General features: G+C 40.2%; 7 protein-coding genes and 1 riboswitch. Of the genes, 1 reads left to right on the forward strand and 6 read right to left on the reverse strand.

From position 1 onward, the window contains the following. Positions 1-296: 296 nt before the first annotated feature. From H4J54_RS13540 to folE2, 3 genes are all read right to left on the reverse strand, one after another. Positions 297-1745: an FAD-dependent oxidoreductase gene (locus H4J54_RS13540; protein ID WP_182191458.1), complete on the reverse strand. Its 1449-nt coding sequence runs from the start codon at positions 1743-1745 to the stop codon at positions 297-299. Between the two features lie 27 nt (positions 1746-1772). Beyond that, positions 1773-6233, reverse strand: a complete 4461-nt coding sequence (gene gltB, locus H4J54_RS13545) for a glutamate synthase large subunit (RefSeq protein ID WP_182191460.1) — start codon at positions 6231-6233, stop codon at positions 1773-1775. Between the two features lie 680 nt (positions 6234-6913). Next, complete coding sequence (gene folE2, locus H4J54_RS13550; protein WP_182191462.1) at positions 6914-7840, reverse strand: GTP cyclohydrolase FolE2; 927 nt, start codon at positions 7838-7840, stop codon at positions 6914-6916. A 379-nt stretch (positions 7841-8219) separates the two neighbouring features. Here folE2 and H4J54_RS13555 point away from each other — a divergent pair, with 379 nt between their 5' ends. Continuing rightward, positions 8220-8567: an Hpt domain-containing protein gene (locus tag H4J54_RS13555; RefSeq protein WP_182191464.1), complete on the forward strand. Its 348-nt coding sequence runs from the start codon at positions 8220-8222 to the stop codon at positions 8565-8567. Between the two features lie 53 nt (positions 8568-8620). Here H4J54_RS13555 and arcA read toward each other — a convergent pair whose 3' ends face one another. From arcA to H4J54_RS13570, 3 genes are all read right to left on the reverse strand, one after another. Continuing rightward, on the reverse strand, positions 8621-9322 hold the full coding sequence (gene arcA / locus H4J54_RS13560) for a two-component system response regulator ArcA (protein ID WP_182191466.1): 702 nt from the start codon (positions 9320-9322) through the stop codon (positions 8621-8623). Between the two features lie 338 nt (positions 9323-9660). Then, positions 9661-11277, reverse strand: coding sequence for a sensor histidine kinase (locus H4J54_RS13565; protein ID WP_182191468.1), 1617 nt, complete (start codon positions 11275-11277; stop codon positions 9661-9663). A gap of 79 nt (positions 11278-11356) precedes the next feature. Continuing rightward, positions 11357-12406 carry a methyltransferase gene (locus H4J54_RS13570; protein ID WP_182191470.1) on the reverse strand — a complete coding sequence of 350 codons (1050 nt, stop codon included), beginning with the start codon at positions 12404-12406 and terminating at the stop codon, positions 11357-11359. 481 nt (positions 12407-12887) lie between these two features. Beyond that, positions 12888-13123, forward strand: a riboswitch (Lysine riboswitch). Positions 13124-13156 lie beyond the last annotated feature (33 nt).

Here is a 13156-nt window from a genome sequence, read left to right on the forward strand (position 1 = left end):
TCAATAATAAGGGTGATAATTTTTCTGCGCAATAAATATGGCAGAATAAAAAGCTCGGTAGCTAGCCTTCTGCGTTTGATAATAAAAAAGCGTTAGCCATTTAAGCATAATTATAGCGTTCAAATTTGCCTTAAAAGATAAGCCGTAAGCTTGACGCTATGGTTATTATGCGTCGAGGTGCTTGCTGATAAATTTCACTTTACAATACGGCGAGGCCATATTTAAAAGTGATTTATGCCAAACAGATTCACCTTAGTTAAGTCAGCAAAATATTAGGCTGATTGTTTCAGGCAATACTATGCTTCTTTTTCTTGAGCGGTTAACACAAAATCTAGCATGCCCATGGCGGCTTTTCGGCCTTGATCTATAGCGGTTACAACAAGATCTGAGCCTAGCACCATATCACCACCAGCAAAGATATTTTCTTTAGTGGTTTGCAAGGCAAAACTGCTATTATCCGTTGCAATGACTCGTCCTTTTGCATCAAGTTCAACACCAGCATCTTTCATCCATTGTGGTGGGCTTGGCATAAAACCAAAAGCAATAACCACGGCATCAGCAGGCATGATGAACTCAGAGTCGGCAATAACTTCAGGGTTTCTTCGACCCTTAACATCTGGCGCACCAAGTTGTGTTTTGATAAATTTAACGCCGCAAGCATCGCCGTTATCATCAGTTGCAATATCGATTGGTTGAATATTAAACTGAAAATCTACGCCTTCTTCTTTGGCATTTTTTACTTCACGTGGTGAGCCTGGCATATTAGCTTCGTCACGACGATAGGCACAAGTTACCTCGCTTGCGCCTTGGCGAATTGAACTACGGACACAATCCATCGCGGTATCACCACCGCCAAGAACAAGTACTTTTTTAGCTGAAAAGTTAACATAAGGTTTGGCGTTAACGTTGCCATCCTCTTGAGAAAGTTTCATTAATTTTTGTGTGTTTGCGGTTAAAAAATCTAGTGCCTTGTATACCCCTGGCGCGGTTTCATGTTCAAAACCACCTGTCATGTCAGTGTAGGTGCCAAGGGCTAAAAACACCGCGTCAAATTCATTACTGATATCACTAAAGCTGATATCGACACCGACATTGATATTTAAACGAAATTCAATGCCCATGCCTTCAAGAATTTCTCGGCGGGTTTGAATAACTTCTTTTTCTAATTTAAAGGCGGGAATACCAAAAGTGAGTAAGCCGCCAATTTGCGCATGTTTGTCAAAAACAACCGCTTGAACACCGTTTCTAGTTAAGACATCAGCACAAGCTATGCCAGCAGGGCCAGCGCCAATAATGGCCACACGCTTACCGGTTGCAATGACTTGAGATAAGTCAGGTTTCCAACCTTGAGCTATAGCGGTATCGGTAATGTATTTTTCAATATTACCGATAGTCACAGCGCCAAATTCATCATTGAGCGTACAGGCTGATTCACAAAGTCTGTCTTGTGGGCAAACACGCCCACACATTTCAGGCAAACTGTTGGTTTCATGACACAGGTCTGCAGCCTCCATAATTTTGCCATCGGTCACTAACTCTAACCATTGTGGGATATAATTGTGCACAGGACACTTCCATTCACAATAAGGGTTACCGCAATCTAAGCAGCGATCTGCTTGGCCTGCACTTTGCTCGTTACTCATGGGTTGATAAATTTCTACAAAATTTATTTTACGCTGTGCTATCGCTTTTTTAGGCGGTTCGATGCGTTTAACATCGATAAATTGATAAATATTTTTACTCATGAAATAGCTTCTCCACTCGTGTATTCATTATTGTGCTTGAACACGAAGTTCTGCAGATGAACGGCTACGATGTCCCAATAGGGTTTTAACATCAACGGCCTTTGGCTTAATCAACTTAAATAATGGCAGGTAAGTGGCAAAATTAGTTAAAATATCTTCTGCTCTTAAGCTGCTGGTTTCATCTAAGTGTTGGTTAATAATGCCACGTAAATGTTCTTGGTGAATATTAAGCTCATCTATCGCTAGCATTTCAATGGATTCATTATTCAAGCGTATGGCTAGGTCGTCTTGCTCATCTAAAACATAAGCGAAGCCACCAGTCATACCGGCACCAAAATTAACGCCAACTTGACCTAAAATGGTCACTATGCCGCCGGTCATATATTCACAGCCATGATCACCTGTACCTTCAATAACGGCATGACAGCCGGAATTTCGCACTGCAAAACGCTCACCTGCACGGCCACAACCGTATAGCGTACCGCCGGTTGCTCCGTATAAACAAGTATTGCCCATAATCATGGTTTTATGACTTAAATATTCCACGCCTTTGGGCGGCTTGATGGTTAATTTGCCACCGGCCATACCTTTACCAACATAGTCGTTGGCATCACCTGTTAGGGTCATTTCTAGGCCGCCAGCATTCCAGACACCAAAGCTTTGACCCGCAGTGCCACTGAAAAATATTTTAATCGGGTCAGCTGCCATACCTTGGTCACCATGTTTAGAGGCAATTTCACCCGATAATGAAGCACCGACAGAACGATCGGTGTTTTGAATCGTTAAACGATATTCGCCGCCACTACTGTGGGCAATAGCATGTGAGGTAAGCGCGAGTAGACGCTGATTTAACACGCCTTTGTCAAAGGGTTCATTGCTAGCCGTTTGATATAAGGTCGTATCATCACCAGCGACAACCGGCGCAATAATGGGACGTAAATCTAGTTTTTGTTGCTTGGCGGTAATACCGGCCAAGGGGACAAATAAATCTGTACGACCAATAATAGCAGTTAAGCTTTCAACGCCTAAACTGGCTAAAATTTCACGCACATCTTGCGCAATAAATTTAAAATAATTCATCACTTGATCAGGTAAGCCCTTAAAGAATTGTTCACGTAGCACTTCATCTTGTGTTGCTACACCCGTGGCACAATTATTTAAATGACAAATACGCAGAAATTTACAGCCTAAAGTCACCATAGGTGCGGTGCCAAAACCAAAGCTTTCGGCACCTAAAATAGCGGCTTTCACAATATCCAAGCCAGTTTTTAGACCGCCATCAACTTGTAAACGTACTTTGTGGCGTAAACCGTTTGTGACCAGTGATTGGTGCGCTTCAGCTAAGCCAAGCTCCCACGGGCAACCGGCATATTTAACCGAGGTTAGTGGGCTGGCACCTGTGCCGCCGTCATTACCAGAAATAGTAATAAAGTCAGCAAAGGCTTTGGCAACGCCTGAGGCGATAGTGCCAACACCTGGACCTGAAACCAGTTTTACTGAAATAATCGCTTTGGGATTGACTTGCTTTAAGTCGAAAATCAGTTGTGCGAGATCTTCAATCGAATAAATATCGTGATGTGGAGGCGGTGATATTAAGGTGACTCCAGGCACTGAAAAACGCAATTTTGCAATTAAAGGCGTGACTTTATCACCGGGCAATTGCCCACCTTCACCCGGTTTTGCACCTTGTGCCACTTTGATTTGCAGCACGTCAGCATTCATCAGATAATGTGGTGTAACGCCAAAGCGCCCAGAGGCAATTTGCTTAATACGCGAGTTTTTGACTGTGCCGTAGCGGCGTTCGTCTTCACCGCCTTCGCCAGAGTTTGAGAAGCCACCTAGGCGATTCATCGCAATTGCTAGCGCTTCATGTGCTTCAGGACTTAAGGCACCAATTGACATAGCGGCACTATCAAAGCGTTTAAACAGTTCAGACTCTGCTTCAACTTTAGAGATATCTATGGCCGTTTGATCGTCTTTTAGGGCTAATAAATCACGTAATGCTGCGGGTGGACGCTTGTTAACGTGGTCAGCAAATATTCTATAATCATTATAGTTGCCGCTGCGCACCGCCGCTTGTAGCGTGCTCACCACATCAGGATTATAGGCATGGTATTCGCCGCCGTGGACATATTTTAGTAAACCCCCATGACTCATTTTTTGATGTGGCATAAAGGCTTTGCGGGCTAGGTTTATATTGTCTTGTTCAATGTCGGTAAAGTCAGCGCCCTGAATACGGCTAGGTAAATCAGGGAAACACAGTGCCATAACCTTAGTATTAAGGCCAATAACTTCAAATAGTCCGGCACAACGGTAGCTGGCAATGGTAGAAATACCCATTTTGGATAATATCTTTAATAGGCCTTTATTAATGCCTTCACGGTAATTTACGATGGCTTCGCGGGCTGTGAGCTTAAGTTGCTTTTGTTCAACGAGTTGTTCAATAGTCTCATAAGCTAAGAAAGGATAAATCGCCGTTGCCCCTAAGCCAAGCAGCACGGCAAACTGATGTGAGTCACGCACCGAAGCGGTTTCGACAATAATGTTGGAATCACAACGTAATTGCGTATCAACTAAACGTTTTTGTACTGCACCTACCGCCATTGCGGCAGGAATAGGTAACATACCTTTATGTATATGGCGATCTGATAACACTAAGATTACGGTGTTTTTATCTCTGATTAATGTTTCGGCTTCATCACACAAGCGAATGATAGCGGCTTCTAAGCCCTCGGCTTGATCATAGTTTAAGGTTAAGGTGTCTGAGCGATAATGCTCAGGGTCTAGCTCGCGTAATTGTTTTAAGCCGGTATACATTAATACTGGTGTCGCAAATAGAATTCGGTCGGCATGGCCAGTAGTTTCATTAAAAACATTATGCTCACGGCCAATACAAGTGCCTAACGACATTACATAGCGTTCACGTAAAGGGTCAATGGGTGGATTAGTGACCTGAGCAAATTGTTGGCGAAAATAATCATAAAGTGAACGCGATTGACTTGATAATACCGCCATTGGGGTGTCATCGCCCATCGAGCCGGTAGCTTCTTGACCGTTATCAGCTAATGCTTTGACGACCTGATGTATTTCTTCGTAGCTGTAGTTGAACATTTTATGATATTGAGCGATTTCTTGATCACTAAATATCCGTTGACCAATCAAGTTCGCTGCTAATTTATCAAAAGGGACTAAGCGACGAATGTTATTGTCTAACCATTGACGATAGGGATGGCGAACTTTTAGCTCATTGTCGATCGCATTAGAGTTGAAGATTTTCCCTGTATAGGTATCAATGGCTAACATTTCGCCTGGGCCTACGCGGCCTTTTTCAACGACTTCATCTTCGCCGTAATCCCAAATACCGACTTCAGAAGCTAAGGTAATAAAACCATCACGAGTAATAACATAACGTGCAGGTCGTAAACCATTACGGTCTAAATTACAGGCGACGTGACGGCCATTGGTGACCACAACACCTGCGGGTCCGTCCCAAGGCTCCATATGCATAGAGTTAAATTCATAAAAAGCTTTTAAATCATCATCCATTAACGGGTTGCTTTGCCAAGCGGGTGGCATTAATAATCGCATACCGCGGTAAAGATCCATGCCGCCAGCCATAAATAACTCAAGCATGTTGTCTAGTGATGAAGAGTCAGAGCCGCTTTCATTAACAAAAGGCGCAGCATCTTGTAAGTCGGGTAATAAGGGCGATCTAAAACCGTGGGTGCGCGCGCGACTCCATTGACGGTTACCTTTAATAGTATTAATTTCACCGTTGTGTGCTAAATAACGAAAAGGTTGTGCCAAGTGCCACTCGGGCGAGGTATTAGTAGAGAAGCGCTGATGAAATAGGCAAATAGCAGTTTGCATACGAATATCGGCTAGATCCAAATAAAAATTGGGTAAATCTACCGGCATCATTAACCCTTTGTAAATGGTGACTAAGCACGACAAACTGGCGACATAAAAACGTTCATCATTGATGCGTTTTTCTGCCCGTCGTCTCGCCATATATAACCGGCGTTCAAGATCTCGATTTCGCCACCCTGATGGCGCATCAACAAAAACTTGTTCTATAGCCGGTAAATTACCTTTGGCAATTTCACCTAAGGTGCTGGTATCGGTGGGGACGATTCTCCAACCAATTAAGGTAAGGGTTTCGCGTGTTAATTCTTCTTCTAGAATTTTTTTACTCGCGCTTGCTTTAATAGGATCCGGATTAAGAAAAATCATGCCTACCGCATACTTTCGGCCTAAGGGCCAGTTATTTTCTTCGGCAACTGCGCGGAAAAAACTGTCAGGTTTTTGCATTAATAAACCGCAACCGTCACCGGTTTTACCATCGGCAGCGATACCCCCACGATGTTGCATTCGGTCTAAGGCTTGAATGGCAGTCTTTACGAGCTTATGACTTGTTTCGCCATGCTGATGGGCAATAAGCCCAAAGCCACAATTGTCTTTTTGATATGAATGGTCGTAAAGTTGCATTATCTTCTCCTAAATAAAGACCTCGGCAATTCAGTTGGGTGAAAATAGAATAAAGTTATACTTTAAGTGCATAAGTAATCCCGAATTCGTCGCTAAGGAGTTGTCACATTAAACATTTAACCTTAAAACGTCAATCTGAATAGAGTAAATGCTCGTTATTATTTTACATGTTTATTGACAGATAAAAGCAGATAGCCTGATGTTTAGGTTTTTTTCATTATGATTGCGAGTTTATGCACGGTATTTAGCCAATAAAATTATTATCACTTTATTTTTTGTAATTTTATTACATTTTAATTTTTTAAGGCGTTCATCTTTATCGTATTTTATATGCACTATATATTCAGCGTGCTAATTAGCGCTGAATATTTTAACTTTGGTTGTTGCAGCCGTGTATTAGAAACACGGGTTAGTCGGCGGGATTGATCAGTACTTGGGCATTGAAAATAAATAGCGTTCTAATACCCATCTTGGTAATTTTCTGAGCATTTCTACTGGTTAAAACAACCCACTAGAGCGTTATTTATACTGATATTTCAATTCGGCTACAGTAGTCATTTCTAGAGTGTAATTAGAAAACGCTTGTTGGTTTTATAGCGGTAGAAACAAAAATCCCTAGCCATTTTAAAATAACTAGGGATGATTGATTTTAAGCTTAACTTGTTGGGTGAAGCTTTAAGCTAAGCTTTATAGCCATCGACAATACCTTTAGTCGTCACACTCACGGCGTCATGGGCATGTAACGATTCTAAATGATTAATACGCAGCCAAAAATCATCAAATTGCTCAGAGGCATTCATGGTGTGTTGTAAACGACGAGCCGCATCTTCACAAAACATTAAGTTCTGACCATTTAAACGGGCAAATTCTTGTTCGTCTTCACGCTTTACTGCCGCTTGAACCGGTGTTTTGAGTGAATTTTCAATTAAGTCGACAAGATCTGTAATGGGAAATTCAGTGGTTGAGTGATTAAGTTTAACTTTAATTTCAGCAACCGAGCGTTGACTATGTGGTGTGGCCATAATACCTTCGGTAGTACCAAGCCATTGATGTACGTCGGTTAAGTCTACATCAGCTTGACCGATAAATTTTTCTTTAAAGGCTTGCTGAATAAGCTGGCGAGCCAAGGCTGCAGAACAAGGGCAAGTTGAAGAGTAACGCACGTCAAGAGAAAGCTCGATATCCAACTTACCTTTATTTAATCGCCCAGTAATAGTAACGGGATAAGCTTTCCAGCCTTGTTTACCACTAATCAGTGATTTGCGGCGCAGATGATAGTCAAAGCTAAACTTAACTTGGGCATTATCGCTTAGGTCTTGGTGGCTACTGATAAAGCCGTCTAATAAAGTCACTAAACTTTGATGGTTTAAAACATTTGAGTTTGATAATTCATCAAGGAGCAGATATAAGCGCGACATATGTATGCCTTTCGCTTTTGGCTCTTTGAGGTTAACAAACGCGTCTATGTAGGCTGAAACCATACGTTCTGATTGGCCTTTTGAGGCAACCATGATAGGCATTTCTATATTACTCATGCCGACCCAATCCAAAGTCCCCTCAGTTTGTGCTGTGGTGTGATTTGCTATATCAGGCATTAATGTTGGCATTTTGACTCCGCTGTTCGCTGTGCACTAGGTAAAGGGTTATCTATGGTAACTTCAGTAGCTAGTAAAATTATAATTAGCATCACTGTCGTAAAAATAATGACAGTTTCCACAAGTAGTTAACAACAAGTAGTTAACAAAGTGGAATATAATGCATTGGTCCGGAAAAAGGCGGCTATTTTGAACGAAATACCCCTTAAAAGCAATGTTTGTCATAGCTATGCTGATATTGTTCTCGTATATGGTAGTTGTATTTTACATCTGTGATAAACAAGGGATGTATAAGTAATAACTTGAGGTTGAAATTTTGTTTGCTATCATATAAATAACATTAAAACTTTAATTCGACGTAGTGAAAATCTGGCGTCACTAAGGAGACTTCATGGTAACAACTCGGCACATAGATTTAATCTTGATTAATGGCTATTTAGAAGCATTAGATCTAGCTGTGATTGAACAAATGTTGGATTTATATATTCAGCAGTCTGCATTGTATTTAACGGCTATTAATAAAGCCGTTGTTACGGCTGATCAAAAGGCATGGCAGGAGCAATGTCATAAAATGAAAGGGGCAGCAGCCAGCGCAGGGTTAAGTCAAGTGCACCAGAAACTTATCTTGATAGAAAAATCAGCTGAAGATAGTGAAACAAAGGCTCAGCACTTGCAAGCACTGAGTTTGTTAAACCAACAAGCCATTACTGCTTTTCAACAGTGGTTTAGTGAGCAATAGCCTGACAAGTCCTGTATTAGCAGGTTAATCCTTTTACCCTGCTAATAGCACTATTAATCTAGTTGGCCAATAAATCGATAGCCTTCACCATGAATAGTGTTGATCAACTCTGGTGAACTTTCAACTGACTCAAAATGTTTACGTAAGCGACGAATGGTAACATCAACTGTTCGGTCATTAGTGCGTAAGTCTCGACCGGTCATTTCTTTTATCAATTGTTGGCGGGTAACAATTTGCCCCGCATTAGCGATAAGTAAACGTAGCGCGCGGTATTCACCACGAGGAATTGATATTTCTCGATCATCTGGTGTGGTCATTTTTCGTGCATTACCATCAAGAGACCACTGATTAAAGCTAATAAGTGCATCGTTTTTTTCTGCAGTGCTAGGCAACATACGGCTGAGTATATTGCGCGCACGAATAGTAAGTTCACGTGGATTAAAGGGTTTAGTTAGATAATCGTCAGCGCCAATTTCTAGCCCAAGAATTTTGTCAATGTCACTGTCGCGACCGGTCAGAAAAATTAAGCCTATGTCGTTCTGGCGGGTTAATTCTCGGGCAAGTAAGAGTCCATTTTTACCCGGTAAATTAATATCCAGAATAATTAAATTTATTACGTGGTTGGTTAGTGCGCGTTCCATGCTATCACCATCTATTGCTTCGGAGACCTGATAGCCTTCAGCTTCAAATAAATTTCTTAAATTAAAGCGTGTGACGTCTTCGTCTTCTACGATTAATATATGAGGTTTTTGCATGTTCATTGTCCAGTTCTGTGAGATTTGATTTTTTCAAATTTTAATTTTTATTTGTACTAATCAGTCTTTATTCCTGACCATACAATTATAGACTATTTGATGGCTAATAAATAATCGGCACATGGTATAGAAGCTAGTGCTAAAAAACAATCAATAGCACACTAATTACTGCTTTTTAGCACTTTTAAGATCATGATGACGCAAAACTATGCTAAGTGCTAGTGAATAAATGTTCATTTGGCGCGCTTAACGTCCTAGATTGTCAGCCATTTAACTATAAACTATATTGAAATTAACTATAAACTATATTGAAATTTAACCAATAGCGAGTTAATTGGCTACTTATTTATAGGAAAGTTAATTTCTATGCTAACGCCATGAGCTAACTCGCTGCTTAGTACTATTGAGCCACCCAGTGCTTGAGTCACTAAATTATAAACTAAATGCAAGCCTAAACCACTGCCCCCTTCACCACGTTTTGTGGTGGTAAACGGTTCAAAGACCTTATGCTTTATTGATTCAGCAACGCCAATGCCATCATCTTTATAGAGGATGTTAAGTTGGTTGCTCAGTGACATAACTGTGATTGAAATACGGCCCTTATCTTTACCTTCAAAACCGTGAATAATGGAGTTCATAATCAAATTAATAAGAATTTGATTAATCGGCCCTGGTTTACTATTAATGGTTAAATCATCAGGGCAATCAATATCAATAATGTACGGTAAAACATTGAGTTGCGGTTTGAGGGTGAGTAAAACTTCGTTCAAAAGCTGCTTAACGTCGAAAGTACGTAGGTTTTCACTTGATTGGTCCACGGCGACTTTTTTAAAGCTGGATATCAAGTCAGCGGCGCGATTTAGATTACGATAGATAATGGCGACATTTTCGCAACTGTCATGTAAAAACTTTTTTAATTGGCTGGATTTTAGAGTTTTATTATCAAAAGCCTGTTTAATTTCATCTAATCTATCGGCTAATAGTGTTGAGGCTGTTACCCCTAAGCCTATCGGCGTGTTGACTTCATGTGCAACGCCGGCAACCATATCTCCCAGAGAGGCCATTTTTTCGCTTTCAACCAATTGGCTTTGAAATTGATGGAGTTTCTCTAATGTAGAGAGTAACTCTTGGTTAGATTCTTTAAGGGCGTCGGTACGTTTGTTAATTTTATTTTCTAATGCTTGTGAATGCTCAATACTCTGCTGCCCCTGGGCATCTAATTGTGTGATGTGTTTATCTATTCGAGCAAATAGCATATTAATATTAAGGGCTAAAATGTCAGCTTCACGATACGGCATAGTTTCGCACTCTTGTTGAAAGTTTTTTTTTCGAGCGGCAACTTGTACTGTGTTAATCAAAGAAGAGAATGGCGCGCTGATATAGCGTTCAAGCTTAAACGCAATAAAAATGGCGATAATAAATACTATAAAAACAATGATAATGCTGATGATTAATAATTTATCAGCATTATGTGTTAGGTACTCGCTGCTGCTTTGGAGATAAATATAACCGACAATTTTTTCTTTAACTTTAATGGCTTGCATATATTCAAGGTGTTTTTCTTTGAATCTTGGTGTTAATAAATTTTTCACTTCATGCGATTTTTGCGCAATGCTAGTCCGCTGATTATTACGTTTGTAACTATAAAAAAAGCTCAGTTTTTCAGTATCGCTATTGAACTTATAAAGGTGTAAGTAATTTAAATTAGGAATGTGATCAGGTAGTGAAAAATTATTCTTTAACGCTAGTCGTTCTGAGTTAACTAAATAGGGTAGACTTTTATTAGCCAAAATATTGGCCCAGTGTTTTATTTCACTGGCGGCACTGTCATGATAACTCTTGTTAACTTGTTGGCTAATGATTGAGAGACTCAATAGTGATAATAATGTGATGGCACTGATGATGGAGCTCAAGCAGATACGACGAAGAGACCAAATAGGTTTGATTGTTGGCATACAGTACTCAACTCAATTAATGGTGGCTATAAAGTGCTTGTAGAAAACCTTATGGCTTTGAACAATCACACATTCTTCGTTATTTCTTCCCATTAAGATAACACTGATAAACTGAAAAACCTTTTTTAATCACTAAAGTCTTTGTTTTACCAAGCGCTTTTTCCATAATGGGTAAGTATTTCAAAAAACTATTAGCGACAATGGTAATGCAGGCTTTGCTCGCTAAATTTTGCTTTATCTTGGCTAAAAATTGTTCGGTAGCGCCATAATGCGTTTTTACGCCCTGATGAAATGGTGGGTTGGAAATGACAAAATCATAGCGTTCTTGAACATTAGATAAGCTATCTGAGGCAATATATTGGCCGGTTAACTGGTTTAAAGACAGGGTTTCTTGCGCTGAGTGCAAAGCTAAAGCACTCACATCGACCAAGGTTAATGTTGTTTTTGGGTGAGCTGTGCCGATATAAGCGGCAATAACCCCGGCACCACAACCAAAATCTAACACTTTACCTGAAATAACATCAGGTAAGTGTGCTAATAAAACTTCTGTACCCATATCTAGTGAATTTTGGCTAAATACGCCTGGCAAAGCGGCAATTTTTAGTACTTTATCTTGTACCTGTATTGGGTAGTATTTATAAAATTTTTGTAGATCAAAGCGAGGCAGTGAGGGTTTTAATTTGCCAATGTACATTAAGCAATGTCTTGCAGCGTCAACATTTTGGCAATATTCTAGGTAATCAATACCGAGTTTTTCGGCTGACTTTACCCCCGCTTTATTTTCCCCAACAATGACTATGGCTGCATCATCTGTCATTGACTCAGCGAGCATAGCTAAGGTAAAACTAAATTCGGCCTTACTTTTTGGAAAATGAATGATCGCCATATCATGTTTAGTTTTGGCGCTATACTCGACGCAAAAATGTGCGTGTACTCGGGTATTTTTCAATTGCTGACAAGTTTTATATTCAGCATAATTAGTGTGGTAACTATCAATCTGAGCAGCGCTATGCTGACTTAAGTAATGGCTAATAAAACCGTCGTCTGCGATATTAACCAAAAGAGGTCTGGTTGCGGCTAGTGCCTCTATGTTGCGGTTTAATAATTGGTTAATGTTACTTATTGCCATGAAGATACCTGTAATTAAGCTAACTATTATTTATGGGGGCTATTGTTTGGCGATATTTATGGGTCGAGTTATGTAAAAATACCGGTGTTACTTTAAAAAAAACTTATCATAATGACAGGGCGCACTTAGCGAGTATGCATTAATACAGCCGTAGTGAATATGTCATAGTACTGCGTCATCTTGCTGCGTAGTCTACGCGAATTTAATTATCTCGCCATCTTTAGTCTACAGGGAGTAAGCTATTTTGATCCAGTTCAACTTATGGGGCGTAGCTTGTTTTCGTTATGGGCACTCTAGTTATTGGGGACAAGATCGTATTCACTGATTAGAAAAATAAATAAAATCAGTAAAATCAAACTATTAAATTTAAATGCTGGTATGCGTCTAGCCGTCTATTGACTGTGCTTATATTTAAATGTTTTAATATTGTTGTCCCTTATTCCAGTGTGATTAATCGTAAAAGATTAATCACCGGCAATAAAGGGCCAGAAGAGGAGCGTTAACCAGGTAGTTATTGTGAAGAGATCAAACTCTAGTGAGCAATAATGAGGGGGTTTAACGCCGAGGTAATTGTTTTTTTGATAAGGCAATTGCCGGTTGTTAAGGCTTAGTTGTTAATATATAACCATTAAGTTTTATAGCCATTGAATACGTTCGATGGCTACTAGGTTGAATCCTTGCAACTGTCACCTAACTAGGTGGAGAGCTTCTGGCCTTTGTAAATGCCAAATTTCATCCTAGAAATTTTGT

This window comes from Colwellia sp. MB3u-8 (assembly GCF_014076985.1).
In the GTDB taxonomy this organism is placed as follows: domain Bacteria; phylum Pseudomonadota; class Gammaproteobacteria; order Enterobacterales; family Alteromonadaceae; genus Cognaticolwellia.